Origin of the sequence: Rhodanobacter denitrificans, assembly GCF_003335105.1 — a bacterium.
GTDB lineage: Bacteria > Pseudomonadota > Gammaproteobacteria > Xanthomonadales > Rhodanobacteraceae > Rhodanobacter > Rhodanobacter denitrificans_A.
In genome coordinates, this window is the sequence record NZ_QFWQ01000006.1 from 255,655 (window position 1) to 282,023 (window position 26,369).

Annotated in this window: 17 protein-coding genes; 9 read left to right on the forward strand and 8 right to left on the reverse strand. The window is 68.3% G+C overall.

Translation table 11 applies throughout. From position 1 onward, the window contains the following. The first annotated feature begins 5 nt into the window (after positions 1 to 5). Entirely contained in the window at positions 6 to 788 is a 783-nt protein-coding gene (locus tag DEO45_RS10695; RefSeq protein ID WP_114343363.1) for an SDR family oxidoreductase, read from the forward strand. A 22-nt stretch (positions 789 to 810) separates the two neighbouring features. Here DEO45_RS10695 and DEO45_RS10700 read toward each other — a convergent pair whose 3' ends face one another. Then, positions 811 to 1,755: a DegV family protein gene (locus DEO45_RS10700; protein WP_189339725.1), complete on the reverse strand. Its 945-nt coding sequence runs from the start codon at positions 1,753 to 1,755 to the stop codon at positions 811 to 813. A 192-nt stretch (positions 1,756 to 1,947) separates the two neighbouring features. On the opposite strand from DEO45_RS10700, the gene DEO45_RS10705 reads away from it, so the two are divergent. From DEO45_RS10705 to DEO45_RS10715, 3 genes are all read left to right on the forward strand, one after another. Then, a complete protein-coding gene (locus DEO45_RS10705) occupies positions 1,948 to 2,739 on the forward strand; it encodes an AMP nucleosidase (RefSeq protein ID WP_114343368.1) in 792 nt (263 codons plus the stop codon). A 461-nt stretch (positions 2,740 to 3,200) separates the two neighbouring features. Further along, a complete protein-coding gene (locus tag DEO45_RS10710) occupies positions 3,201 to 6,134 on the forward strand; it encodes a TonB-dependent receptor plug domain-containing protein (protein ID WP_114343370.1) in 2,934 nt (977 codons plus the stop codon). Between the two features lie 79 nt (positions 6,135 to 6,213). Continuing rightward, on the forward strand, positions 6,214 to 8,034 hold the full coding sequence (locus DEO45_RS10715; RefSeq protein ID WP_223250848.1) for a tetratricopeptide repeat-containing sulfotransferase family protein: 1,821 nt from the start codon (positions 6,214 to 6,216) through the stop codon (positions 8,032 to 8,034). 7 nt (positions 8,035 to 8,041) lie between these two features. Here the strand turns inward: DEO45_RS10715 and DEO45_RS10720 are convergent, their stop codons facing one another. Both DEO45_RS10720 and DEO45_RS10725 read right to left on the reverse strand, forming a co-directional pair. Continuing rightward, the gene (locus DEO45_RS10720) at positions 8,042 to 9,691 is read right to left on the reverse strand and encodes a tetratricopeptide repeat-containing sulfotransferase family protein (protein WP_114343375.1); all 1,650 of its coding nucleotides are present in this window, start codon (positions 9,689 to 9,691) and stop codon (positions 8,042 to 8,044) included. After that, a complete protein-coding gene (locus tag DEO45_RS10725; RefSeq protein WP_114343377.1) occupies positions 9,688 to 11,274 on the reverse strand; it encodes a tetratricopeptide repeat-containing sulfotransferase family protein in 1,587 nt (528 codons plus the stop codon). Before DEO45_RS10725 ends, DEO45_RS10720 begins: the two co-directional genes overlap by 4 nt. Before the next feature lie 227 nt (positions 11,275 to 11,501). On the opposite strand from DEO45_RS10725, the gene DEO45_RS10730 reads away from it, so the two are divergent. Next, entirely contained in the window at positions 11,502 to 12,818 is a 1,317-nt protein-coding gene (locus DEO45_RS10730; protein WP_114343834.1) for an aspartyl/asparaginyl beta-hydroxylase domain-containing protein, read from the forward strand. A 94-nt stretch (positions 12,819 to 12,912) separates the two neighbouring features. Here DEO45_RS10730 and grxD read toward each other — a convergent pair whose 3' ends face one another. The 4 genes from grxD to DEO45_RS10750 form a co-directional block, all read right to left on the reverse strand. Next, entirely contained in the window at positions 12,913 to 13,836 is a 924-nt protein-coding gene (gene grxD, locus DEO45_RS10735; RefSeq protein ID WP_114343379.1) for a Grx4 family monothiol glutaredoxin, read from the reverse strand. An 81-nt stretch (positions 13,837 to 13,917) separates the two neighbouring features. Then, the gene (locus DEO45_RS10740) at positions 13,918 to 14,784 is read right to left on the reverse strand and encodes a UDP-2,3-diacylglucosamine diphosphatase (protein WP_114343381.1); all 867 of its coding nucleotides are present in this window, start codon (positions 14,782 to 14,784) and stop codon (positions 13,918 to 13,920) included. Positions 14,785 to 14,871: 87 nt separating this feature from the next. Continuing rightward, on the reverse strand, positions 14,872 to 15,483 hold the full coding sequence (locus DEO45_RS10745; RefSeq protein ID WP_189339726.1) for an SGNH/GDSL hydrolase family protein: 612 nt from the start codon (positions 15,481 to 15,483) through the stop codon (positions 14,872 to 14,874). Between the two features lie 7 nt (positions 15,484 to 15,490). Next, on the reverse strand, positions 15,491 to 16,735 hold the full coding sequence (locus tag DEO45_RS10750) for an aminotransferase class I/II-fold pyridoxal phosphate-dependent enzyme (protein ID WP_114343383.1): 1,245 nt from the start codon (positions 16,733 to 16,735) through the stop codon (positions 15,491 to 15,493). Between the two features lie 175 nt (positions 16,736 to 16,910). Between DEO45_RS10750 and rsgA the strand changes: the two genes are divergently transcribed. From rsgA to aceE, 4 genes are all read left to right on the forward strand, one after another. After that, the gene (rsgA, locus tag DEO45_RS10755) at positions 16,911 to 17,966 is read left to right on the forward strand and encodes a ribosome small subunit-dependent GTPase A (RefSeq protein ID WP_114343386.1); all 1,056 of its coding nucleotides are present in this window, start codon (positions 16,911 to 16,913) and stop codon (positions 17,964 to 17,966) included. Positions 17,967 to 18,092: 126 nt separating this feature from the next. Then, a complete protein-coding gene (locus DEO45_RS10760) occupies positions 18,093 to 19,376 on the forward strand; it encodes a flavohemoglobin expression-modulating QEGLA motif protein (RefSeq protein WP_114343388.1) in 1,284 nt (427 codons plus the stop codon). Between the two features lie 114 nt (positions 19,377 to 19,490). Next, positions 19,491 to 21,782, forward strand: coding sequence for an NADP-dependent malic enzyme (locus DEO45_RS10765; RefSeq protein WP_114343390.1), 2,292 nt, complete (start codon positions 19,491 to 19,493; stop codon positions 21,780 to 21,782). A 190-nt stretch (positions 21,783 to 21,972) separates the two neighbouring features. Continuing rightward, positions 21,973 to 24,687 carry a pyruvate dehydrogenase (acetyl-transferring), homodimeric type gene (gene aceE / locus DEO45_RS10770; protein WP_114343392.1) on the forward strand — a complete coding sequence of 905 codons (2,715 nt, stop codon included), beginning with the start codon at positions 21,973 to 21,975 and terminating at the stop codon, positions 24,685 to 24,687. A 60-nt stretch (positions 24,688 to 24,747) separates the two neighbouring features. Here the strand turns inward: aceE and DEO45_RS10775 are convergent, their stop codons facing one another. Then, positions 24,748 to 26,358, reverse strand: a complete 1,611-nt coding sequence (locus tag DEO45_RS10775) for an MFS transporter (RefSeq protein ID WP_114343394.1) — start codon at positions 26,356 to 26,358, stop codon at positions 24,748 to 24,750. Positions 26,359 to 26,369 lie beyond the last annotated feature (11 nt).

Consider the following 26,369-nt stretch of genomic DNA (forward strand, 5'->3'; position numbering starts at 1 on the left):
CGCGCATGGACAGCCGCCTCGACACCTGGCAACTGCACGGCCACACCGCCCTGGTCACCGGCGCCAGCAAGGGCATCGGCTACGCCACCGCGCGCGAGCTGGCCGGGCGCGGCGCCGACCTGCTGCTGGTGGCGCGCGACGAGGACTACCTCGAGCAGGTGCGGGTGGAGCTGGCCGACGAATTCGCCGACGTCGAGGTGCTGGCGTTCGGCGCCGATCTGGTCGACGCGGAGGAGCGCCTGGCGGTGTTCGACTGGATCGCCGACCTCGGCGCGCCGGTGTCGCTGCTGGTGAACAACGCCGGCGGCAACCAGCCCGGCGCCACGCTGGACTATCGCGAGGAGGACTACCGCGCGATCTTCGAGCAGAACCTGTTCTCCGCGTTCGAGATGTGCCGGCTGGCGCATCCGCAGCTGGTGCAGCATGCGAATGCGGCGATCGTCAACGTGGGTTCGGTGTCGGGCATCACCCACGTGCGCACCGGCGCGCCCTACGGCATGAGCAAGGCGGCGTTGCACCAGCTCACCCGCAACCTTGCCGCCGAATGGGCGGTGGACGGCATCCGCGTCAACGCGGTGGCGCCGTGGTACATCCGCACCCAGCGCACCGATCCGGCGCTGGCCGATGCCGACTACCTGGACGAGGTGCTGGATCGCACCCCGCTGAAGCGGATCGGTGAGCCGGAGGAGGTGGCCGCGGCGATCGCCTTCCTGTGCCTGCCGGCGGCCAGCTACATCACTGGCCAGGTGCTGGCGGTGGACGGCGGGTTCCTGAGCTACGGGTTCTGAGCGCCGGGTGGCTCGCCGCCGGTCAGAACTCCGCCTCGTGCTCCTCGGCGGCGAAGCCGACCGTCACCGCGCCTTCGCCCACGTTGACCATGCCGGTGATGCTCATCGGCGCCTCCATCACCTCGACGCCGTGCTCCTCGCAGACGACGCGCAGCTCGGTGTAGCCGGGCAGGTGCGGCAGCACCTCGAGGTCGCCGCCGTAGCTGACGCAAACCATCGGCACCAGCAGGCCGGCGCGTACGCGTTGTGCGGTATAGCCGAACAGCGCCTCCGCGCCCTGCTCGAAGCCGCGTACCTTGCCGACCGGGCCGGTCTCGCCGCGGAAGCAGCGCAGGATCGGTTTGATGTCCAGCGCCGAACCCAGCATCGCGCTGACCAGGCCGACGCTGCGGTCGTTCTTCTTCTTGGCGCGGGCGCGCAGGTAGTAGAGGTCGCGTGGCAGCATGTAGCCGTAGGTATGGTTGGCGAGGTGGGTGAGCCGTTCGCGGATCACCCCAGGCGCCTCGTCGGCCGCGATCAGCCGGGCCGCCTCGTACACCAGCGGTGCGGCGCCGGCGAAGATGTTGCGGGTGTCGATCACGCGCATCATGAACGGGCCGGGCACGCCGGCCTGTTCGCGCACCTGCCGGTAGTTCTTGAGGATCCCGAAACTGGCCTTGTTGACGTGCTCGTTGATCGGGCTGCGGGTGGCGGTGATGGTCAGGCAGAACACGCAGTCCTGTTCCAGCACGAGCTTCTCCAGGAACAGCTTCTGCACCTCCTCCACCGGGCACGGCTCGGTTTCCGCCGAGTGGCTGCGGCTGCCCAGGCGGCGGTCGATGAAGCGCTGGATCTCGGCCGGTTTGCGGTCGTCCAAGAAGACTTCGCCATCCACCCGCACGGTGATCGGCATCACCGCAACATGGTGCTGTTGCAGGAATGCCTGCGACAGGTCGCAGGCCGCGTCGATTGCCAGGCCCATCCGCATACGTTTCCCCCCGTCATGAATGGCAAGTGCAACATAACATGTCACAAGTGACTGCGGTCACAGGAAAAAGTGTCGCTGACGCCGGCGCGCCAGGGGCATGGCGGATGGTCCGGCCCTAGAATGACTGCCGCATGTGTCCGGCCTTCCGCCGGCGTGGCGGCGCCGGCCATCCCATCAGGTATTGCTGCATCCATGAAAAGCAAACAGGAAATCGTCTCCAACTGGCTGCCTCGCTACACCGGCGTGCCGCTCGAGCAGTTCGGCGAGTACATCCTGCTGACCAACTTCGGCCATTACGTGGAGTTGTTCGCGCAATGGCACGGCGTGGAGGTGCAGGGGCGCGACCGGCCGATGCCGAGCGCCACCGCCGACGGTATCACCCTGATCAACTTCGGCATGGGCAGCCCCAACGCCGCAACCATGATGGATCTGCTCAGCGCGATCGGACCGAAGGCCGCACTGTTCCTCGGCAAGTGCGGCGGGGTAAAGAAGAAGAACCAGCTCGGCGACCTGGTGCTGCCGATCGCGGCGATCCGTGGCGAGGGCACCAGCAACGACTATCTGCTGCCGGAGGTGCCGGCGTTGCCGGCGTTCCAGCTGCAGCGCGCGGTCTCCACCATGATCCGCGACCTGGGCCACGACTATTGGACCGGCACGGTGTACACCACCAACCGGCGCGTGTGGGAGCACGACGACGCGTTCAAGGACTACCTGCGGCGTACCCGCTGCATGGCGGTGGACATGGAGACCGCGACCATCTTCGCCGCCGGCTTCGCCAACCGCATCCCGTGCGGCGCGCTGCTGCTGGTGTCCGACCAGCCGATGATCCCGGAAGGCGTGAAGACCGAGGCCAGCGACCGCCGGATCACCTCGGCATTCGTCGAGGCGCACATCCGCATCGGCATCGAGGCACTCAAATTGGTGCGCCGCAACGGTCGCAGCGTGAAGCACCTGCGCTTCGAGGCGGACGGGGAGAACGAGTAGGCCGTGCGACGGCAGCTTAGAGGGAGATGGGCTGTCGAATACAGGAGACAATCCCGCCATCGCAAGTTATTGCTTGTACCGAAAGCCATTGGCAGTAAAGGCATCCATGACCGAATGCGCAAATAATTGCGGATAGATGCGGATTTATTCGTAAATTATTGCTATTGGAAATTTGTTGACAACGCGTAAATGAAGCGTAATAAAGATGGATCGCACATGGATCGAGCTGCGGGGTCGACAAGCCAGCTGTAACGCATTCCCGGTGTTCTCAGCGGTGCTGGCCATGGCGGGGGTGCCGTGTTCTCGCAGTGTTATTTCCCTGTTAGTATCGGCGCGGATCGGGAGTTCCCATGGTTCGGCACTCATCAGGAATCGAGAGCCAAGGCCACGTCGACTCGCAATCGCTTTGTGGGAATTTAAGTTTTACTGACGCATTAAATAATTAATCGGAGGGTGCTTTCATGAAACTTGGGGTCAAGAAACTTTCTTCGGCAGTCCGTCTCGGTCTTTCGCTGGGTGCTGTCATCGCGGTGGGCGTATCCACCACGGCCTTCGCGCAGGATACGGGCACGCAGGACACGGCCAACCAGCCCAGCCAGAAAAAGGCGCAGACGCTGCAGACGGTGGTGGTCACCGGCTCGAACATTCGTCGTGTCGATCTGGAAACGTCCAACCCGGTGGTCACCATCGATGCGGCTGCCATCAAGGCAACCGGCAAGCTCACCCTGGGCGATATCGTGCAGCAGCTGCCGGCAGTCACCGGCGGCAACATCAATCCGCAGGTCAACAACAGCGGCGGCACCGGCGGCTCCTCGATCGGCCTGCGTGGCCTGGGTAGCCAGCGCACCCTGATCCTGATCGACGGCAAGCGCATCATCAACGGCGATCCGAACTCGATCCCGGCCGACATGATCGAGCGCATCGAAGTGCTGACCGACGGCGCGTCCTCGGTCTACGGCTCCGACGCGATCGGCGGCGTGGTGAACTTCATCCTCAAGAAGGACTACCAGGGCGCCCAGTTCTCGGCGACCTACGGCGAGTCCGACCACAATGATGGCGCTTCGACCGGTTACACGTTCACGTTTGGCCAGACGTCCGACAAGGGCAGCATCATGGGCGGCGTGGACTACAACAAGACCGAGTCCGTGCTGGCCAAGAACCGCAAGTTCAGCCAGAACGCCGTCTCGATCACGGGCAGCGCGAGCACCCCGATCTATTCCTATATCGGCGGCTCCAGCTTCCCCGCGCACGACCGCATCCAGCTGCCCCCGACCCTGCGGGCCACCTACGGCTGCAAGAACGTCGCCATCAATCCGGGCGCCAGCGGCCAGAACACGGCGACCGACTACCACTGCTTCACGAACAGCGACAAGTACAACTATGCGGCGGTCAACCTGATCCAGACCCCGCAGGAGCGCACCAGCGCCTGGCTGAAGGGCAGCTACAACCTGGGCGACCACGTGCAGGTCTACCTGACCGGCTACCACAACAAGACCGCCTCGGCCTTCCAGCTGGCGCCGGCATTGCTGGGTTCCATCTACGGCGCAGTGATCTCCAAGGATGCGTACTACAACCCGTTCGGTGTGGAATTCTCGTCCGCGGGCAACGACTACCGTGCACGCCTGGTGTCCGCCGGCAACCGCAGCGCGAACTCCGGCATCACCACGGACCAGATCCAGACCGGCTTCAAGGGTGACTTCACGGTCTTCGGGCAGGCGTGGAACTGGGATGCCGGCCTGGACTACGGCCACTTCTCGCAGAACCTTATCACCCGCGGCCTGCCGAACCAGAACGTCATCAATGCCGATCTGGGGCCGTCGCACCTCGACCCGGCGAGCGGCCAGGTAGTCTGCAATACGCCGTCGTCCGGCTGCACCCCGTTCAACCCGTTCAACCTGTTCGACCCGAACTCGATCAAGGCGCTGCAGGCTGCCGCCGTACCGGCGATCAGCAACAACTACTCGATCGAGAAGACCTACTCGGTGGACCTGAACGGCGGCCTGTTCGAACTGCCCGCCGGCACCGTGCAGCTGGCCGGTGGCGCTTCGTACCGCAAGGAGTACACCAACAGCACGATCGACCCGCTGCTGCTGATCGACCCGGCTACCGGCAACTGCACGCTGGGCAGCCAGTGCAGCTCGCCGCTGCGCGGCGGCTACAACGTGAAGGAAGGCTACGCCGAATTGTTCGTGCCGATCCTGAAGGACATCCCGGGCATCACGGCGCTGAACGTCGACATCGGTGACCGTTACTCCAAGTACAGCACCTTCGGCACCACCAACAACAAGAAGTTCGCCATCGAATACCGCCCGATCGCCGACCTGCTGTTGCGTGGCACGATGTCCGACGTGTTCCGCGCCCCGACCGTGGGCAATGTGTATGGCGCGCCGATCAGCGACGCACCGAAGCTCAGCAGCGACCCGTGCGACCACACCACCACCGCCGGCAACCCGGCCTGCGTGGGTGTGCCCACCGATGGCAGCTTTGTGAACCAGGACGTGGCGCTCGGCCAGCAGATCAAGGCCGTGTCTTCCGGCTCGAAGTACGCCGGCTTCCCGCTCGGGCCGGAGAAGGGCAAGTCGTTCGACTTCGGCGCGGTCTATTCGCCGTCGTGGGCGCCGGGCCTGTCGGCCAGCGTCGACGTGTGGCGCCTCTACCTCAAGAACACCATCACCGCCATCGGTGCGCAGACCGTGCTGAACCTCTGCTACAACGGGGTCACCACCTACTGCCCGCTGGTCACCCGCTCCGGCGCCGGCAGCACCAACCCGGGCCAGATCGCGCAGATCATCGAGCCGACCGGCAACCTCGGCCGCACCGACGCCAGCGGCGTGGATCTGTCGCTGCGCTACAAGGTGCCGCAGTTCGGCTTCGGCAACTTCATGGTGGGCGTTGACGGCACGTACATGAAGCGCTACGACCAGGAGACCTCGCCGGGTCTGCCGGGCAACACGGTTTACCACGAGGCCGGGCACTTCGAGTTCTTCGGTTCGCCGGAATCCGGTGCGTGCCCGACCGGCGGTGGCGTATGCCTGTTCCCGCGCTGGCGCGGTCAGGGTTTCGTGAACTGGAACCTCGCCGGCTGGAACGCTTCGTGGCGCATGCGCTACATCGGTCGCTACGAGCTGGGTTCGCCGGTTCCGGGTTACACGGCCTCGCCGATTCCGGGCATCCCGAACTACGTGATGAAGAAGGGTGCGACGGTCTACAACGACGTGTCGATCGGCTACAACATCGAGCAGTTCAACACGCGCGTGGACTTCGGCGTGAACAACCTGTTCGACAAGCAACCGCCGATGCTGTACGCGAACAACACCCTGAACGCCAACACCGATCCGAGCGATTTCGACCTGCAGGGTCGTTACTTCTGGGGCCGCGTGACGGTGAGCTTCTAACCAGTCAAGTCAGTCCGATTGGTTGATACCATGGGCCGCGCGGGTTTCCCGCGCGGCCCTTTTCTTGATGAGTACGACCTTGAACGAAATCCCGGATATCGTCGCCGCCCTGCAGGCTGGCAGGGCAGTCGACGCCGAGCGGTTGTGCCGCGACAGTCTGCAGCGCTTTCCTGGTGATACGGACACCCTGCTGCTGCTGGCGCTGGCGCTGGGCGCGCAGGGGCGGCAGGAAGAGGCTGTAGCGGTTCACGCAAGGCTGACGGAACTGCTCCCCGACAGCCCTCTGCACTGGGGCAATTACGCCACGATGCTGCGCGAGGCCGGGCGCCTGGACGAGGCTGCCGTCGCCTGCGACACCGCATTGCGGCTGGCGCCGGACGATGCTGCCCAGTGGGTCAATCGCGGCATGCTGCAACTGGAACAGAAGAACTTCGAGGATGCGCGCGACGCCCTGTTGAGGGCGGTCGAACTGGATCCTCGCTCGCCGGAAACGATTGTCCGCGCGGCGCGCGCCTGCGCGATCTGCCGGGACTACCGGGCCGAGGAACTGATCCGTCCATGGCGCGAATGGTTGCCGCTGGAGGATGACCTGCAACTCGAGCTGGCCGACCTGCATCAGTCGCTTGGCGACGGGCGTACCGCGCAGATCCTGCTGGAGGACCTGTGTGCGCGCTCGCCGCGGAATGTCCCCGCCGCCGTCCTGCTGGCGGGAGTGTATGAGCGCGTCAACGACCTGGATGCCGCCCAGTCGCTGCAGGAGAGCCTGCTGCGCCACCCCGGGGCACTGAGCGCGGCGAACCTGCAGGACCTCACGCATCTTCGCGCCACCATGGCCACGCGTCGCGGCGATGCCACGCTCGCGCGCGGGATCCTGGAACAGGCCGGGCCGCGCAACCCCGGCGACTACGCGCATTATTTCGATCTGGCCGGGGTCTGCGACCGGCTGAACGACAACGCCGCAGCCATGCGCGCGCTGGACATGGCGCACCGGCTGCAGGTGGACGAGCTCCGCCAGACCGTGCCGCACCGATTCGAGCCCGGGGCGCCGATCCTGCCCGCGGCGGTGGGGCGCGTCTCTGCGGAGGACTATCTCAAGTGGCCGCAGCTGCTCGCTCCGGCCGGCGTGGAGTCACCGGTGTTCATCGTGGGGTTCCCCCGTTCGGGGACGACATTGCTCGAGCAGATGCTGGATGCCCATCCGTCGCTGCAGTCTATGGACGAACGTCCGTTCTTCAACGTGCTGGCGAACCGTCTCGATGACGACGGGATCTCGGTACCCCGGGACCTGCACCGGCTCGACCAGCATGCCTGCGACGAATTGCGCAAGGATTACCTGCAACTGGTGTGCACCAAGATCGCCCGTCGGTGGGATACGCAACTGGTCGACAAGAACCCGCTGAACATGCTGTGGCTGCCGCTGATCCACCGCATCTTCCCGCGGGCGAAGTTCATCCTCGCGCTGCGGCATCCCTGCGATGTGCTGATCAGCAACTACATGCAGAACTACAAGGCCAGCGTGCTGGCCGCCGCCTGCGCCTCGTTGCCGCAATTGGCGGCGGCCTACGTGACGGCGATGGAATGCTGGCTGCACCATGTCGAGGTATTCAAGCCGGACCTGCTGGTCTCCCGCTATGAGGAACTGGTCGCCGATCCGGAAGCGCACGCGCACCGGATCGCGGAATTCCTGGGCGTGCGGGATCCGTCGCCGATGCTGCGGTTCGACCAGCATGCCCGCGACAAGGGCTACATCGCCACGCCCAGCTACACCCAGGTAATCCAGCCGGTGAATCGCAAGGGCCTGGACCGCTGGAAGCGTTATCAGGGGGAATTTTCCGCAGTGCTGCCGGTGCTGGTGCCGATGCTGCGACATTGGGGCTACGCCGGCGAACCGGGCGCGTGAGACGACCTCAGCGCTCGGGGATTCGCAATAGCTCGGGCAGATGCGCCGCGTAGTGCCGCCAGCGCTCCACCGAGCCGGCATGGATCGGCTGGCGTGCCTGCCACAGGCTGGCGGTACTGATCGCGACGGATGGCTGCCGCAATGTCTGCGGGTCGAATGATGGCAATTCCAGCCAGTTGGCCACCTCCGCCATGGTCGCGAAGGGATCGGCAACGAGCCGCTCGTAGGCCACCGTGTGGATCGCTGCGGGGTGGAGCTGCTCCCATCGCGCCATCAGCCGGAGGCAGTCCCTGATGACCACGGCAATGTCGGCGAAGTCGTAGGCATAGCCGTGCGCATCGTCGAGAAACGACTGCGACCACAGCGACAGCGCCGTATCGCGTGGATTCCGCTGGCAGAACACGATGCGGGCGTTGGGCCACAAGGCGAGGATCAGGTCGACATGCAGCAGATTGAGCGGCTGCTTGTCGATGAACCATGCCGCGTCGGAGTCGTCCTGGCGCAGCTGCGCCGCATAGGTGGCGGCTGCCTGTTCGAATGCCTCGATGCGGCTCTCGTCATGCAGCGACAGCGACTGCGCGACGTGCCTGAGCCAGGGCAGCTCCCCGCGGTTGCACACGTCGGGATGCCGTGCCAGCAGGTCGGCGAGCAGGGTGGTTCCGGAGCGCGGCACGCCGACCACGAACACGGGCGTCCAGCTGTCCGGCGGCACCAGCTTGAAAGGCATGGACGGGCGTGCGAGCTGCAAATCCACTCGGCGGCGCCATTGCTTGCGCGACCACCCGGTAGCCTTGTGCGCGATCGCATTGGCCCGGCGCAGGTAATCCGCCGCCTGGGCGTAATCGCCGATGTCGTCATGCGCCTTGCCCAGTGCGAACAGGGTGGCGCTGCGTGCCTTTTCACTCAGCCCTTCCTGCCGCAGGGTGTCCCGGAACAGCTGGAAATCCGGATGGCCTGCGTCGCGATAGCGCTGCATGCTGCTGAGGCCGATCGGGATGTTCCATTCCGGCGCCCGCTCGTCATGCGCCAGCACATAGGTGTAATGCCGGCGTGCGTCTTCGAACGCGCCCAGCTGGAGTTCCAGCATGCCGGCATACGCGTAAATGCGCGGATCGGTGCAGCCGGCGGCGATCTCGGCCTGGCAGATCGCGGCGGCGTCCTGCTTCCTGCCACAATCGTCGAGCAGTTCCACGGCCTGGATCACGGTAGCCAGAGGGTGCCGGTCGTGGACGAACAGGGTGCGCAGTGCGGCCGCCGCCGCACTCAGGCGGCCTTGCTGGCGCAGCAGCCGGGCAAGGAGAAAAGTGGCTGCGGCGTGCAGGGGCCTTTGTTCCAGCAATTCGCGCAGCAGGAACTCCGCCTGCGCCGGCTCACCCCGTTCGTACAGGATGCCAGCCAGGGCAAAGCGCAGATCGGTCGAGTCGGGATGGACGGTGATGCCGGCGGCAAGCACGGCGTGCGCCGCGTCGAGGTCCCCGCCCAGCACCAGGGCGCGCGAACACTCCAGCCACTCGCTCTCGGCGGCGTCGGCAAGGGCCGTCTGCAAGGCCTGTCGCGCCGCCCGCGTATCACCGATGGTGCGTTGCCGCCGGTACTCGGCCAGTGCCCGGGTACCGGCGGCAGTCGCGTCAGCACTGGCTGCGCGCTCCTGCGTCATGCGTGCCACCGCGGCAGTCCCAGCGCGGTGCGCAATGGATCGAGCAGCGCACCATAGCGTGGCGCACGCGCGGTGTTGTGCAATGGGCGGCGCACCTGGGTGGCGCTGGGCGATCGCACGTCGCGCCGTGTTTCGTGGAAATCGAGGCAACCAGGCTCGAAGGGCAAGCCGCAGAAATCCAGCAATCGCCGGATACCGGCTTCCGGTCCGGCCAGCAGGTCCTCGTACCGGTGCTCGAATACATGTGCCGGGTGCAGTTCGCGCCAGCGCTGCACGCTGCGATCGAAATCGCGCCAGAAACCGGCCAGGTCCTCGAAGGTGCGCGTGTACTCGTTGCCCGCCAGGTGTTGGCGATAGCAGGAGAAGCAGGTTTCCAGCGGATCGCGCCGGCAGGCGACGATGCGCGCCGAAGGCAGCATGGCCCGGACGGCACCGACGTACATCCAGTTGTTGGGCAGCTTGTCGATGAATACGGGACGCTGACGGCGCCAGCGCGCGGTGCGCTCCAGGTAGCGCTGCCCCAGCCGCTCCCAGTCGCCGGCCTGCATCGCGCCGACCCATTGCGGGAAGTGCAGTCCGCGGCGGCGCGACTCCTCGCCGAGTACCTGCGGCAGGTCGGCCAGTTCGCCGGCGCCTTCGACGCGACTATGCGAGGCCAGTATCTGTTCGACCAGGGTCGAGCCGGAGCGGGGCAGGCTGACGACGAAGATCGCTTCGCTGCCCTGCTCCGCCGTGGCGCCGACGGGGGGTGGAGTAAAGGCGCCGAGGATCGCATCGATGGTGGTCGAGAAAGCCGAGGCACTCCAGCGTTGCCGGCGCCGGGCAACGGCATTGGCGTGTTCCAGGGCGGCCAGCGATTCGGCCGGGCGGCCGGCCTCGTCCAGTGCCTTTGCCAGCGCGAAGCCGGTGGCGATCAGGTCGTCCGCATCGATGCCCGGGTCCCGGGCGATGGCACGCATCCGCGCGACGTCGTCATCGTTGAAGCGATTGCTCCTCAGTTCGGCCAACCCCCACCAGGCCATGCCGGTGGCGGGCTGTTGCGCAAGCAGGCGCCGATACTCGATGGCGGCCTGTTCGACCTGGCCGGTGGTGCGCAGCAGGTCGGCCAGCAGTGCGCGTGAGGCGTAATGGTCCGGGTCGATCGCCACGGCCTGCCGCAGCGCGCCCACCGCTTCATCGTTCTGCACGCTGCGGGTCAGCATCACGCCGAGGTTGTACCAGGCAAGTGCCAGCCGCGGCTGCAGCTCGCAGCACCGGCGCAGGGCCACGATGGCGCCGTCGTAGTTGCCGGCCGCGCCCAGCAGGGCGCCGAGGGTGTTGTAATACAGCGCGTCCTGCGGCCGTTGCGCCAGTGCGCGCTGCATCGTGTGGATCGCCTCGCTGTGGAGGCCCCGCTGGCCGAGAATGCCGGCCTGCATGCGCAACACTTCTGGATGGCTGGGGTGCGTGGCCATGACGAACCCGAGGCGGCGGTTGGCCTCGTCAACCCGGCCGGCATCCAGGGCTTCGGCAACGGCGGCGACGTGCTGGACGCCGGCCGAATCCAGCCCGTTCAGTCGCGAGGTTGGGGAAGTGGGCGGCATGCGGCGACCTGTCGGGTGAGTCGGTGGCGGGTTCCGGGACGCCCAGTAACGATGCGCGCATCCGGATGCGTGCCGTTCCTTGACCGGGACACCTCCTGACGAAGACTTTCCCGGAGTCTTCGGCGTGATGTCGCAGTGGCAGTTGGCATCGGGGGTATTATGCCGCTCATGTTTCCCGCCGTGGCGCATGCATGGCGCCGCATCCCCAGTTTCAGGCGAAGCCGGTCATGAACGAGCAGTTGTCGAATCCTCAGCCGGGTTACCGCGAACGCGCGCGCTTCGCCCTGGACCACGGCGACGAGATGGTGGCGGAGCAGTCCTTTTTGCACCTGCTGGACGCCGAGCCGGGTGATGCGGAGGCGCTGCAGTATCTCGCCATGCGCCACCTCGTCCGCGGCGAGGTGGGCAAGGCGATCGAGCGCCTGCTGGCAGCGCATCGCGCGCACCTGCGGGACGCGGGAGTGCTGCATCAGCTGGGCTCGGCGCGGATGGCGGGTGCGGATTACGCCGGTGCCGTCGTCGATCTGCGCGACGCGCTGGCGTTGGCACCGCAGATGTTCGTGGCCCGCCTGCGGCTCGGCTTGGCACTGGAGCAGCTCGGGCAGTCACACGACGCGCTGGTTGCCTACTACGGCGCGATTCACGCCGCGCAGACGCAAGGGCGCTGGCTCGGCGATGCGAACACCGCGCCGGGGATGCGCGACGCGGTGAAGCATGCCATGCGCTACGTCGATGCCGGCCGGCACGACCTGTTCGACGGCATCCTGGAACCGCTGCGCGAACGCTATGGCCGTTCGGAACTGCGGCGCGTCGAGCACTGCCTGGCGATCTACCTGCACGAGCAGCCGGCGAACCTGCCTGATCCGCGACAGCAGCCGAAGTTCCTTTACTTCCCCGGCATTCCCAGCCAGCCGTACTACCCACGCGAACGCTTTCCGGAGTTCGAGGCGCTGGAGGCCGGTACCGCGGCGATCCGCGAAGAGCTGCGCGCGGTGCTGGAGCAGCCGCGCGACCTGGAGGCCTTCCTCAAGGTCGAGTCATCGCAGGACGCGGGGACCATGTTGCGTGCCTCCGGTACGCAGCAGGCGGCGTGGGACGCCTACTTCTTCTATCGCCATGGGCAGCGCTACGACACGCACTGCGCCAGCTGCCCGCAAACCACTGCGCTGATCGAGCGGATGCCGCTGTCGCGGATCCGCGAGCACGGGCCGGAGACGCTGTTCTCGGTGCTGCGGCCCGGCACCCACATCCTGCCGCACCGCGGCGTCACCAACACGCGGCTGGTCACCCACCTGCCGCTGATCGTGCCGCCGGATTGCGCGCTGAACGTGGGTGGGGAGATTCACGAGTGGCAGGAAGGCCGCTGCGTCACCTTCGATGACACGTTCGAGCACGAAGCGTGGAACCGCAGCGGCGAGACGCGCGTGGTGCTGATCATGGACTGCTGGAATCCCGACCTGAGCGAGGCCGAACGCGCCGCGCTCGCCGAACTGGTCGCCGGCATCGGCGATTTCAACCGGAGCTGCGACTTGCCCGGCGACTGAGCCGGGGGAGCGGTTCTCACGGAATGTCCGATCGCCGGCAAACGAAAGGCCCCACGACAGGGCCTTTCGCGATGCGATCCGGTTGGCCGGACGGTCAGTAACGCGGCACGCCCGGGTCCACGTCGCGGGCCCACGCGTCCATGCCGCCCTCGACGTTGTACACGTTGCCGAAGCCGTGCGCGGCGAAGCGCTCGGCCATGGCGCGGCTGGAGATGCCGTGGTGGCAGATGAAGGCCAGTGCGGTCTCCTTCGGCAGGCTGGCGAGGGCCTCGTAGCCTTCTTCCTCCAGCACCCGCGCCTGCGCCAGCGGTGCGGCCATGGCGCGGCCGGCGGCGGGGCGCACGTCGATCAGCACGAGGTCGTTGGCGGCGAGGCGGTCCTTCAGCTGCTGCACGCCGAGCGGCTTGATCTCCTGCGCGCCGGGGAACTTCAGGCTCAGGCCCTCGCCCTGCACGGTGGAAACCCAGTCGATCACGATGCCTTTGGCGCGTTGCGCGCTGGCCGGGTCGAAATGGATCTCCAGCCCGTTGGCGTGCGCCACGATGTCGTGCTCGCCGGCCGGCGCCAGCTGGAAGCCGGCGCTGTGGTCGGGGCCGATCTCCAGGTGCAGCGCCACGCCCTGCGCGTTCGCGGTGCCCTGGCGGATCGCCTCGGCGGCGGCATCGGTGATGGTGATTTCCGGCGCGGTGCGGTCCGGCGCGGCGAGGCCGAACAGCTGGTGCAGCTCGCCGCTGCCGTACATCTGGCGGATGATGTCGGCGCCGCCGACCAGTTCGCCCTCCACGTACAGCTGCGGGATGGTGGGCCAGTCGCCGTAGGCCTTGATGCCTTCGCGGATTTCCGGATCGTCCAGCACGTTGACCGTGTGGTAGTCGGGCAGCAGCTCGTTCAGCGTATTGGTGGCCGCCGCGGAGAAGCCGCACATCGGCTGCTGGCGGTTGCCCTTCATGAACAGCACCACGCGGTGGTCCTTGAGCAGGGTTTCGATACGTTCGCGGGTGGCGCTGTCGAGGGACATGGGGATAACTCCGGCAGGTAAGACGGCTATGATACGCCGCCCCGATATGCGGGGTTCCCGCCGGCCTTCAAGGCCGCCCGTTCAGGCGGCGCGAGGCAGTTCGTCCGGGTCCGGTTCGCCGCGCCGCGCAGCACCCAGCGGCGCCAGCGCCAGCACCGCGGCGGGCGAGGGCCACACCTGCTCGCGGCTGGCGCGGCCCAGCGCGGTGGACTGCTCGCTCCAGTGGATCAGCTCCATCGCGCCGGCATGGTCCTCGACCAGCACGGTGCAGTGCTCGACCCAGTCGCCGTCGTTGAGGTAGAGCACGCCGCCCAGCTCGCGCACGTGGCCGAAGTGGATGTGCCCGCAGATATGGCCGTCGAAGCCGCGCCGCCGCGCGTCGTCGGCGACGCGCTGCTCGTAGGCACGGATGTACGCCAGCGCCTTGCCCACGTGCGACTTGACGATGATCGACAGCGGCAGGTACGGCAGTTCCAGCCGCCGCCGCAATGCATGCAGCCGGCGGTTGCTCCAGCAGATCAGGCGATGCATCGCCTCGCCGAGCAGCAGCATCCAGCGACTGCCGATCCGCTCGGGGTCGAATTCGTCGCCGTGGCTGACCCGGTAGCGGCGGCCGTCGGCACCCACGTGCACGGCGTCCAGCTCGATCCGCACGCCGGCGAAGTTCTGCCCGTGCAGCTTGCGCATGGGTGCGTCGTGGTTGCCGGGGATATAGACCACCTCGACCCCGCGGCGCGCCAGCGCCAGCACTTCCGCGATCACCGCGCTGTGCTCGGCATGCCACCAGTGGCGCCGGGACAGCGCCTCCAGGTCGACGATGTCGCCGACCAGATAAAGTTTTTCGCAACGCAGCCGGCGCAGGAAGTCGAGCAGGTAGGCTGCCTTGCAGTCCGGCGTGCCCAGATGCACGTCCGAGATGAAGGCGCTGCGGCAATGGAAGCTGGTCATGGCACGATCCCCGGTGGTGGCCCGGGGCGCCAGTGTGCGATCGCCACGTCACCGTGCGATGGCGGGCAGGTTGCAGCGCGGTTGCGGTCAGGAACGAAGGGCGGCGCGCGCGGCCGCCTCGATCGCCTGCGCCCACAAGGCGTATTGCGCCGCGGAGGGATGCAGGCCATCGGCGGCGAGCAGCGCGGGATGCAGGCGCGAGATGCCGGTGATGTCGACGAAACGGGCGCCGGCGCGCTCGGCTTCGGCGCAGGCGAGCGCATTGTAGGCGTCCAGTTCGGCGCCGATGCGCGCCGGGTCCCGGCCCTGGTCGCGGGCGAAGCGGGTGACGCCCCAGTCCGGGATCGATGCCACCACCACGCGCGCGGCAAGGTCGCCGGCCAACGCGATCGCGCGGTCCAGCAGGCCGGCGAACTCGCCGCGGTAATCGTCGGCCGGGCGGCCGCGGTACTGGTTGTTCACGCCGATCTGCAGCGTTACCAGGTCGTACGGCGGCGTCAGCGCGGCCGCGTCCATGCCTTGCGCCAGTTCGTCGGTGGTCCAGCCGGTGACCGCGACGATCTGCGGCTCGTCGAGAGGAATGTTGTCCTGGCGCAGGCGCCGCGCCAGCGTGGACGGCCAGTTTTCGTGCGCGGCCACCGCCTCGCCGATGGTGTACGAGTCGCCAAGGGCGAGAAAGCGCGGCAGGGTGGCCGGCATCACGGGATCAGGCGACCGCGGCCGACTGCGGCAACTGCTCGCGCGCCATCCGCGCCAGCACCCGCTCGGTGCGCACGAACACTTCGCGCAGCTGCGCCGGCGGCGGCAGCAGAGTGAGCCGGAAGTGGCGGCTGCATGGCACGTTGAAGCTGCTTCCCGGCACCACCAGCACCGACTCTTCTTCCAGCAGGCGCAGCGCGAAGGCTTCGTCGTCGAAGTGGGCGATGCGGTCGGCGCGTACCTGCGGGAACGCGTACAGCGCGCCCTGCGGTACCACCAGCTCCAGGTAGTCGCTGGCGGCCACGCCTTCGAGCACCAGACGGCGCGCCTCATGCAGGCGGCCGCCGGGCGCGGTCAGCGCGCCGATCGTGGGCGCATCCTGCAGCGCCGGCAGCACCGCCCACTGCGCGGTGACGTTCGCGCACAGGCGCAGCGCAGCGAGCAACTGCAAGGCGTCGCGATACGCCGCGGTGTGTGCGGGGTTGCCGGACAGGCTCGCCCAGCCGACCCGGTAACCGCAGGCGCGGTGCACCTTGGACAGGCCGCCGAAGCTGAGGCAGGGCACCTCGCCGGCTACTTCGGCCAGTGGCTGGAAGCTGGCGCCGTCGTACAGGATCTCGTCGTAGATCTCGTCGGAAAGCAACAGCAGCCGGTGCCGCGCCGCGATGTCCGCCAACCGCTGCAGCAGCGCGCGCGGGTACACCGCGCCGGTCGGGTTGTTCGGGTTGATCAGCACCAGCGCGCGGGTACGCGGGGTGATCAGCGCCTCGACCTCGTCCGGATCAGGCAGGTGGCCGTCGCGGGCGAGGCAGCGGTAGTAGCGCGGCTGGCCGCCGTTGAGGATGGTGGCGGCGCTCCACAGCGGGTAGTCGGGACTGGGCAGCAGCACCTCGTCGCCGGGCTGCAGCAGGGCGCGCAGGCTGAGGTCGATCAGCTCGCTGACGCCGTTGCCGATGAAGATGCGCTCGGGTTCGACGCCGCGCGCACCCCGCGCGCGCTGCTGCGCGGCGATGGCCTCGCGGGCCAGCTCCAGGCCCTGCTCGTGGCCGTAGGCCTCGCTGTCGTGCAGATGGCCGGCGATGGCCTCGCGCAGGTGGGCCGGTGCCGCGAAACCGTAGCGGCCGGGATTGCCGATGTTGAGCTTGATGATGTCGAGGCCGGCGGCCTCCAGCTCGCGCGCGCGCCGGGTCAGTGCGCCGCGGATTTCGTAGCGCACGTCCGCCAGGTGCGCACTGGGGGTGATGGGAGCCACGCCGGTGTCCTTTGCATGTTTGAGGTGGGATCGACAGGCGGCCGCGCCGCCGGCAGCTTGATGCTAGCAGCGTGGTGCAGTGCAGCGCGAGCACCAATTGGGCCGGGTCCCGGTTCATCGTCGGGCAATCCTCAGGCAAGGCATAATCACCGGACCGTGCCGACCGACCCTCCCCATGAGTGACGCCGAAACGATCGAGCGCCTGCGCCACATCGGCTGGCGCGGCGAAACCCTGCCGGCCGGCGGCCTGCGCCTGGCCCGGGTGGTGGCCCAGCATCGCGCCGGCTACGAGCTGCACGACGGCGCGAGCCTGTTCGGCGCGCAGCCCGACGGACGTTTCCTCAAGCGTGGCCTCGACCCGGCCGAGCGGCCGGTGGTGGGCGACTTCGTCGAGGTCGCCGAAGGCACGCCGCCGCATATCGTCAGCGTGCTGCCGCGGCGCACGGTGCTGTCGCGGGCGGCCGCCGGCGAGCGCTACGAACGGCAGCTGATCGCCACCAACATCGACTACGTGCTGGTACTGACCGGGCTGGACGGCGACTTCAACCCGGCGCGGATCGAGCGCTACCTGTCGCTGACCGAGGATTCCGGCGCACAGCCGGTGGTGCTGCTGAGCAAGCTGGACGTGCGCGAGGACGCCGCGGCACAGGTCGATGCCCTGCGCGCGCGGCTGCCCGCGGGCACCCCGATCCATGCGCTGAACGGCAAGGACCCGGCCAGCGTGGCGTCGCTGGCGGCCTACCTGCAGCCGGGCGACAGCGCGGTGCTGGTGGGTTCCTCCGGCGCCGGCAAGTCGACCCTGACCAACACCCTGCTCGGCACGGCGCGCATGGCCACCGCCGAGGTGCGCAGCCACGACAGCCGCGGTCGCCACACCACCACCCATCGCGCCTTGCTGCAGCTGCCCTCGGGCGGTTGCCTGATCGACACCCCGGGGATGCGCGAGCTGAAGCTGACCGGCGAGGAAAACCTCGACCTGTTCGCCGACATCGAGCTGCTGGCCGGGCAATGCCGTTTCGCCGATTGCGGCCACGGCAGCGAGCCGGGTTGCGCGGTGCAGGCGGCGCTGGACAATGGCGAGCTGGCCGCGGCGCGCTGGCGCAATTACCTGAAGCTGCATGACGAACGCGAGGAGCAGGCTGCCACGCTTGAGGCGCGTCTGCGCCGCCAGCGTGGCGGCCGACCGATCGAGCGGCCGCACCCGCACCGCGGACGGCACGAACGGGAGTGAGCCGGCGGAAGGGCCGCAGACACGGGATTTGGACGCGTTGCCGGAACGACCGGGTCCGGCAGTGCACGGCGGGAGATCGAGGGCGATGACGGCGGGAATGGGCATGGCAAAGCGCGGTATGCGCCGATGAGCGCGTCCACGACGGACGTGGCGCTGCAGCACTACGCCGAGCTCGACCGGCGGCTGCTGGCGGCGGTGCGCGGCATCCGCATCCTGCCCACCGTGGCGTGGCCGGCCTCGCTGGAGGACCGCATGATCGCGGATTACAGCAAGGGCCGGTTCGCGCTGCCGCAGGTGGACTACGTGCGGCCGGACCTGGCCGCGGCGCGCGCCGAACTGGCCGCGATCGAGGCGGCCGCGGGCGGCGCCGACGCGGCGGACATCGACCCGTTGGGCGACTACCTGCGGCGTACCGCCGAGTCGTGGCGGATCGCCGCGGAGATGCTGGAGTCGGTCGGCACCAGCGGCTTCGCCGCGCCGTCGATCGTGCTGTATGGACGTCCGGACGACGCCATCCCGGGCAGCCAGCGCAGCAACCTGGACGCGGCGCGCTACTTCGTCGAGCTGTCCGACGAACTCGGCGCGGACCTGCTGGCCGACGACATCAGCGTCAACGTGCCGGCCGACGAGCTGCGCGCGGACCTGGCCGCCACGCTGGACGCGTTCTTCGGCGCCGGCACCATCAAGGTCGAGGTCGATCCCGAACTGACCGCCAAGGCGGCCGCCGGCGCCACCCGCATCCGCCTGCGCGGCGGCACCTGCTTCAGCGAATACGACCGCCACCAGTTGCTGGCGCACGAGGCGTTCGTGCACTCGCTCACCGCGTTGAACGGTCGCCGGCAGCCGCTGCTCGCCTCGCTGGCGCGTACCTCGCCGCGGGTCACCGCGACCCAGGAAGGACTGGCGGTGTTCGCCGAACTGATGTCCGGCGCCATCGACATTGCGCGGCTGAAGCGCATCAGCCTGCGCATCCTGGCGATCGACATGGCGCTCAACGGCGCGGATTTCGTGGAGGTCTACCGTTATTTCAGCGCCTGCGGGCAGAGCGCGGCGGACAGCTTCCACTCGGCCCAGCGCGTGTTTCGGGGGGTGCCGCCGGGCGGCGGTGTGGCGTTTGCCAAGGACAACGTCTACCTCTCCGGCCTGCTCACCGTGCATACGTTCTTCCGCTGGGCGCTGAAGCAGCGGCGGATGGACCTGCTGCGCCACCTGTTCGCCGGCAAGCTGACCCTGCACGACGTGGTCGCGCTGCAGCCGCACTTCGCCTCCGGCGCGATCCTGCCGCCGCGCTGGCTGCCGCCGTGGATGCAGCACGTGCACGGGCTGGCCGGCAAGCTGGCGTTCTCAGTGTTCATCAACGGCATCCACATGAGCCGGGTGCAAGGCGACGAACTGCTGCACGGTGGCTGACGATGTGTCGTCGCGTCGCAGGCGCCGGCCGGGCAGGTCCGCCCCGGTGCTAACATCGCAGGCCATTCCCCGTCGAGGCGCTCGCCGCCCCCTCCACCCGCAAACAAAGCATCCATGAGCCTTCCCGAAGAACTGCGCCTCGCCGCCCTCGAATACCACCGCCTGCCGCGCCCCGGCAAGATCAAGGTCACCCCGACCACCTCGCTGCTGACCCAGCGCGACCTGTCGCTGGCCTATTCGCCCGGCGTCGCCGCGGCCTGCGATGCGATCGTCGAGGACCCGACCACGGCGGCCGAGTACACCGCCCGCTCGAACCTGGTAGCGGTGATCACCAACGGCACCGCGGTGCTCGGCCTGGGCAACATCGGGCCGCTGGCGGCCAAGCCGGTGATGGAAGGCAAGGGCGTGCTGTTCCAGAAGTTCGCCGGCATCGACGTGTTCGACATCGAGATCCAGGAAAACGACCCGGACAAGCTGGTCGACATCATCGCCAGCCTGGAGCCGACCTTCGGCGGCATCAACCTGGAGGACATCAAGGCGCCGGAATGCTTCATCGTCGAGCGCAAGCTGCGCGAGCGGATGAAGATCCCGGTGTTCCACGACGACCAGCACGGCACCTCAATCATCGTCGGCGCGGCGCTGCTCAACGCGCTGGTGGTGGTCGGCAAGAAGATCGGGGACATCCGCGTGGCCACCACCGGCGCCGGCGCGGCGGGCATCTCCTGCCTGGACATGCTGGTGGCGCTGGGCGTGAAGCCGGAGCACATCCTGGCGTTCGACCGCCACGGCGTGATCCACACCGAACGCACCGACCTCGATCCGGACAAGCAGCGCTACGCGCGAGACACGAAGGCGCGCACGCTGGCCGAGATCGTCGACGGCGCGGACGTGTTCCTCGGCCTGTCCGCCGGCGGCATCCTGAAGCCGGAGATGGTCGCCACCATGGCCGCGCGGCCGATCATCTTCGCGCTGGCCAACCCGAACCCGGAGATCACCCCGGAAGAGGCGAAGGCGGTGCGGCCGGACTGCATCATGGCCACCGGCCGCTCGGACTACCCGAACCAGGTCAACAACGCGCTGTGCTTCCCGTACCTGTTCCGCGGCGCGCTGGACGTGGGCGCCACGGTGATCAACGAGCCGATGAAGATCGCCTGCGTGAAGGCGATCGCCGCGCTGGCGCGGCGCGAGTCGTCCGACGTCAGCGCGCGTGCCTACGGCGGCAAGCCGCCCAGCTTCGGCCCGGACTACCTGATCCCGCAGCCGTTCGACCCGCGCCTGCTGCTGCAGCTGCCGCCGGCGGTGGCGCAGGCGGCGATGGACTCGGGCGTGGCGACGCGGCCGATCGCGGACTTCGCCGCCTACACCGACCAGCTGACCAGCTTCGTGTTCCGTACCGGCCTGCTGATGAAGCCGGTGTTCGAGCGGGCCAAGTCCGCGCCGTGCCGGCTGGTCTACGCCGAAGGCGAGGAGGAGACCGTGCTGCGCGCGGTGCAGGTGGTGGTCGATGAAGGCCTGGCCAAACCCATCCTGATCGGCCGCCCGGAAGTGATCGAGAAGCGCATCAATCGCGCCGGCCTGCGCATCAAGCCGGGCGTGGACATCGAGATCTGCAACATCAACTCCGACCCGCGCTTCGACGACTACTGGCAGCACTACCACCGCCTGATGGAGCGCCGCGGGGTGACCCCGTCGATGGCCAAGGCGGTGGTCCGCTCGCGCCCCACCGCGATCGCCTCGCTGATGGTCGAGCGCGGCGAGGCCGACGCGATGATCTGCGGCCTGGTCGGCCAGTACCAGGGCAAGCTGCGCTACATCCGCGACATCATCGGCCTGGATGCCGGCGTGGTCGAGCCGTCGGCGATGGCCGCGGTGTCCACCGACAAGGGCACGTTCTTCTACCTCGACACCCACGTGCAGGACGATCCCTGCCCGGAGCAGATCGCCGAGGCGACCCTGCAGGCCTCGATCCGGCTGAAGCTGTTCGGCATCACGCCGAAGATCGCGCTGCTGTCCGGCGGCAACTTCGGCAGCCGCGACACCTGCGGCGCCAAGAAGATGCGCAAGGCGCTGGAACTGATCCGCGCCCGCGCCCCGCGGCTGGAGGTGGAGGGCGAGATGCAGGCCGACGTGGCGCTGGTGCCCTCGCTGCGCGAGAAGCTGTTCCCGAACTCGCGGCTGGAGGGCAAGGCGAACGTGTTCGTGTTCCCCAACCTGGACGCGGCCAACATCGCCTACAACATGACCCGCATGCTCTCGGACGGCGTGGTGATCGGGCCGATCCTGATGGGCGTGGCCAAGCCGGCGCACATCCTGATGCCGCAGTCGACCGTGCGCCGGGTGGTGAACATGAGCGCGGTGGCCTGCGTCGAGGCGCAGATCCGCGCGCTCAACCGCCAGTCCGGCTGAGCGCGTCGGTCACCGGTCCGGAGTGGCCGGTGCGGCGCGGCAACCCGGTTGCCGTGCGCCGCCGCATGGAGCCTGCATTGGCGGCCCTCCGGGCCAGCGGCTAGACTTGGACAATGATCCCGCCGTCATCCCCCGGCGGCGGGGTATCCCCCTCAAGCATGGGCGCTGCAATGGCGCCGCGGAGAAACTCATGGATCAGCTCGACGACATCCTCAACCAGGACATCGATCCCACCGAGACACGCGAGTGGATCGACTCGCTCGACGCGGTGATCCATCACGACGGTACCGAGCGCGCGCATTTCCTGCTGGAGCAGATGGTCGACACCACCCGCCGCTCGGGTGGTCACCTGCCGTTCGATCCCACCACCGCCTACGTCAACACCATCGCGCCGGCGAACGAGGCGAAGAGCCCGGGTGACGCGGCGATGGAGTGGCGCATCCGCTCGCTGATCCGCTGGAACGCGATGGCGATGGTGGTGCGCACCAACCGCAAGCCCGGTTCGCTGGGTGGCCACATCGCCAGCTTCGCCTCCAGCGCCACGCTCTACGACGTGGGCTTCAACCACTTCTGGCGCGCGCCCAGCGCGGAGCACCCCGGCGACCTGATCGGCTACCAGGGCCACATCAGCCCCGGCATCTACGCGCGCTCCTTCATCGAGGGCCGCATCAGCGAAGACCGGCTCGACCTGTTCCGCGCCGACGTGATCGGCGGCGAGCGCTCGCTCACCTCCTACCCGCACCCGTGGCTGATGCCCGACTACTGGCAGATGCCCACGGTGTCGATGGGCCTGGGCCCGATCCAGGCGATCTACCAGGCGCAGTTCTTCCGCTATCTGGAAAACCGCGGCCTGATTCCCAAGTCCGACCGCAAGGTGTGGTGCTTCCTCGGCGACGGCGAGGTGGACGAGCCCGAGTCGCTGGGCGCCATCGCACTGGCCGGCCGCGAGGGGCTGGACAACCTGATCTTCGTGATCAACTGCAACCTGCAGCGCCTGGACGGTCCGGTGCGCGGCAACGGCAAGATCATCCAGGAACTCGAGGGCGTGTTCCGCGGCGCCGGCTGGAACGCGATCAAGGTGATCTGGGGCAGCTACTGGGATCCGCTGCTGGCGCGCGACAAGGACGGCATCCTGCGCAAGCTGATGATGGAAACCGTCGACGGCGAGTACCAGGCGTGCAAGGCGTTCGGCGGCGCGTACACGCGCGAGCACTTCTTCGGCAAGTACCCGCAGACGCGCGAGATGGTCGCCAACCTCAGCGATGACGACATCTGGCGCCTCAACCGCGGCGGCCACGACCCGCACAAGGTTTACGCGGCCTACCACGCCGCGGTGAACACCAAGGGCATGCCCACGGTGATCCTGGCCAAGACGGTGAAGGGCTACGGCATGGGCATCGGCTCGGGCGAGGCGGAGAACCCCACCCACCAGCAGAAGAAGATGACCGGTGACGCGGTGCGGCACTTCCGCGACCGCTTCCAGATCCCGATTGCCGACGACAAGCTCGACAGCGTGCCCTACTACCACCCCGGCGCGAACTCGCCCGAGGTGGAATACATGCAGGAGCGCCGCCGCGCGCTGGGCGGCTTCCTGCCGCAGCGCCGCCGCCGCACCGACGTGCCGTGCAAGGCGCCGGAGCTGTCTGCCTTCGCGCAGATCACCGCCGGCACCGGCGAGCGCGAGATCTCCAACACCATGGCGCTGGTTCGCGGCATGAACCTGCTGCTGCGCGACAAGCAGCTCGGCCCGCGCGTGGTGCCGATCGTGGCCGACGAGGCACGCACCTTCGGCATGGAGGGCATGTTCCGCCAGATCGGCATCTACGCGCCGTTCGGCCAGAAGTACCGCCCGCAGGACGCCGACCAGCTGCTGTACTACCGCGAGGCGCAGGACGGCCAGGTGCTGCAGGAAGGCATCTCCGAGGCCGGCGGCGTGTCGGCGTGGATCGCCGCGGCCACCAGCTACTCGGTGTCCAACCAGCCGATGCTGCCGTTCTTCATCTACTACTCGTTCTTCGGCTTCCGCCGTGTCGGCGACCTGATCTGGGCCGCCGGCGACCAGCGCGCGCGAGGCTTCCTGATCGGCGCCACCGCCGGCGCCAGCTTCCCCGGCGAGGGCCTGCAGCACTCCGACTGCGCCTCGCAGCTGATGGCCGGCACCGTGCCCAACTGCCGCGCCTACGACCCCACCTTCTCCTACGAGGTGGCGGTGCTGCTGCATCGCGGCGTGCAGGAGATGTACGAGGAGCAGCAGGACGTCTTCTACTACATCACCACCACCAACGAGAACTACACCCACCCGGACATGCCCGAGGGCTGCTACGACGGCATAGTCAAGGGCATGTACCTGTTCCGGGATTCGGGGGCCGGCGCCGCCAAGGGCAAGGGCAAGAGCAGTGCGCCGCGCGTGCAGCTGATGGCCGCGGGCGGTTCCGTGCTCGAGGCGGTCGCCGCCGCGGAGCTGCTGGATGCCGACTTCGGCGTGAAGGCCGACGTGTGGTCCTGCCCCAGCTTCAGCGAACTGTCGCGCGACGGCTTCGACTGCGAACGCTGGAACCGCCTGCACCCGGAAGCCAAGGCACCGCGCGTGCCGCACGTGGCGCAGTGCCTGGCCGACCACGACGGCCCGGTGATCGCCGCCAGCGAGTACGTGCGCGGCGTGGTCGACCAGGTGCGCGCCTTCGTGCCCGACGGACGTTCCTTCACCGCGCTGGGCGCCGACGGCTACGGCCGCTCGGACACCCGCGAACACCTGCGCGAGTTCTTCGAGATCAGCCGCTACTGGATCGCCCACGCCGCGCTGGCCGCGCTGGCGAAGGAAGGCAAGGTCAACGCCAAGGACGTGGCGCGCGCGATCCGCGAGTACAAGCTCGACCCGGACAAGCCGAACCCGCTGACCGTGTGAGCGATCGGCGCTCGGCGTCAAGGTCAGGGAAAGCCGCCGCGAGGCGGCTTTCCTTTGCGGCTATTCCGACAGCGCGTGCTGGATCGCTTCCAGCCCGTGGCCGCGCGTCTCGATGCCGCTGCGCGCCAGCAGCCAGGCGGCAGCGATCATCGGCAGCGCGATCAGCAGCGCGGACAGCATGAAGTGTTCGAACAGGCCGGCCACGCCGATCACCGCGCCGAGGATGCCGCCGAACTTTGAGCCCCCGGCGATCAGCCCCGCGCCGGTGCTGCGCAGGTGCACCGGGTAGATCTCCGCAGCGTACGGGATCAGTGTGGCGATCACCCCGCTGATGCTCAGCAGCAGGGCCACCGTGCCGACGATGGTCAGCGTCGTCGAGCGCAGGTTGGCCAGCGCGATCGCGAAGAAGAACAGCAGGGACAGCGCGGTCAGTCCGATGAACAGCACCAGGGTGCGGATGCTGCTCCAGCGCTGGTAGAACCACACCACCAGGCCGATGCCGGGCAGCGCCAGGATCGCCGAGCGCGCCAGCAGCGCTGCACTGGCCTGCGCGTCGATGCCCAGGGTGACCAGGTTTGCCGGCAGCCACAGCAGGAAGCCGAAATTCGCCAGCCCCCAGGCCACCGCGCATACCATCAACCCCCAGCTGATCGCCGCATGCCTTCCCCGCAGCAGCTGGCGCATGCCGACGCGGGCGGAGGCATGCGGATCGGGCCGGGCCGCTTCGCCCGCGGGGCGGGCAGGCGCCGCCACCGATGCCGCCGTGCCCGAGAACCGCTGCAGCACCGCGCGCGCCTGATCCTCCAGACCGGCCAGCGCGAGGAAGCGCGGCGATTCGGGAATGTAGTGGTTGAGCAGGATGATCAGCGCGCCGGTGGGCAGGTTGAGCAGCCACAGCGCGCGCCAGCCGAAGTCGGGCTCGACCAGGGTCGCGGCGCCGGAGGCGAGCAGGTAGCCGGCCGAGGTGCCGACCCCGCCCAGCGCCACCAGCAGCCAGCCGCGGTGGCGGGTCGGGATGGTCTCCGCCATCAGGGTGAAGGTGATCGGCAGCATGCCGCCGGCGGCGGCGCCCATCATGAAGCACATCACCAGGTTCCAGCCGAACGCCGGCATCGCGCCGCAGATCGAGGTGCCCATGAACATCAGCGCCGACAGCAGGATCGTCGCGCGGCGGCCGAACAGGTCGCCGAGGCGACCCCACACCACCGAGCCGATCACGGTGCCGGTCAGCGCCGACAACGCCAGCAGGCCGGCGGTGGAGGCGCCGATGCCGTATTCCGTCGAGACGCCCGGCATCACGAAGCCGATCGTGGCCGGCTTCATCACGTCCACCGCCAGCGCGATGGTCAGCACGGTCACCAGCTTCCAGTGCTCGCGGTTGAGCGGTACGTGGTCGGCGGCGTGGAACGGCAGCGGGTCGCGATCGGGATGCAGCGTGCGCCGCATCTGTTCCAGCCGGGGCATCAGGCCGTAACCGGCGAGCAGCACGCCGAGCGGCACCAGCAGCATGCCGGCCAGCATGGCATTGTCGATCGGCATGCCGACGAGCCGGTAATGCATCGGCGCGGCCATCGCCAGCATCGGCAGGTGCGCCAGCACGCCGGCGATCACCATGGCGCAGCCGAGCCAGAACGCCACCGGGTGGTGGAAGGTGAGGTCCCTCGAACGCATGCATCGGCCAA

What these genes read in the sequence shown, in the direction of transcription:
- DEO45_RS10695 (WP_114343363.1), top strand. Translation starts at nt 6, where the DNA reads ATGGACAGCCGCCTCGACACCTGGCAACTGCACGGCCACACCGCCCTG.
- DEO45_RS10700 (WP_189339725.1), bottom strand. Translation starts at nt 1,755, where the DNA reads ATGCGGATGGGCCTGGCAATCGACGCGGCCTGCGACCTGTCGCAGGCA.
- DEO45_RS10705 (WP_114343368.1), top strand. Translation starts at nt 1,948, where the DNA reads ATGAAAAGCAAACAGGAAATCGTCTCCAACTGGCTGCCTCGCTACACC.
- DEO45_RS10710 (WP_114343370.1), top strand. Translation starts at nt 3,201, where the DNA reads ATGAAACTTGGGGTCAAGAAACTTTCTTCGGCAGTCCGTCTCGGTCTT.
- DEO45_RS10720 (WP_114343375.1), bottom strand. Translation starts at nt 9,691, where the DNA reads ATGACGCAGGAGCGCGCAGCCAGTGCTGACGCGACTGCCGCCGGTACC.
- DEO45_RS10725 (WP_114343377.1), bottom strand. Translation starts at nt 11,274, where the DNA reads ATGCCGCCCACTTCCCCAACCTCGCGACTGAACGGGCTGGATTCGGCC.
- DEO45_RS10730 (WP_114343834.1), top strand. Translation starts at nt 11,502, where the DNA reads ATGAACGAGCAGTTGTCGAATCCTCAGCCGGGTTACCGCGAACGCGCG.
- grxD (WP_114343379.1), bottom strand. Translation starts at nt 13,836, where the DNA reads ATGTCCCTCGACAGCGCCACCCGCGAACGTATCGAAACCCTGCTCAAG.
- DEO45_RS10740 (WP_114343381.1), bottom strand. Translation starts at nt 14,784, where the DNA reads ATGACCAGCTTCCATTGCCGCAGCGCCTTCATCTCGGACGTGCATCTG.
- DEO45_RS10745 (WP_189339726.1), bottom strand. Translation starts at nt 15,483, where the DNA reads ATGCCGGCCACCCTGCCGCGCTTTCTCGCCCTTGGCGACTCGTACACC.
- rsgA (WP_114343386.1), top strand. Translation starts at nt 16,911, where the DNA reads ATGAGTGACGCCGAAACGATCGAGCGCCTGCGCCACATCGGCTGGCGC.
- DEO45_RS10760 (WP_114343388.1), top strand. Translation starts at nt 18,093, where the DNA reads ATGAGCGCGTCCACGACGGACGTGGCGCTGCAGCACTACGCCGAGCTC.
- DEO45_RS10765 (WP_114343390.1), top strand. Translation starts at nt 19,491, where the DNA reads ATGAGCCTTCCCGAAGAACTGCGCCTCGCCGCCCTCGAATACCACCGC.
- aceE (WP_114343392.1), top strand. Translation starts at nt 21,973, where the DNA reads ATGGATCAGCTCGACGACATCCTCAACCAGGACATCGATCCCACCGAG.
- DEO45_RS10775 (WP_114343394.1), bottom strand. Translation starts at nt 26,358, where the DNA reads ATGCGTTCGAGGGACCTCACCTTCCACCACCCGGTGGCGTTCTGGCTC.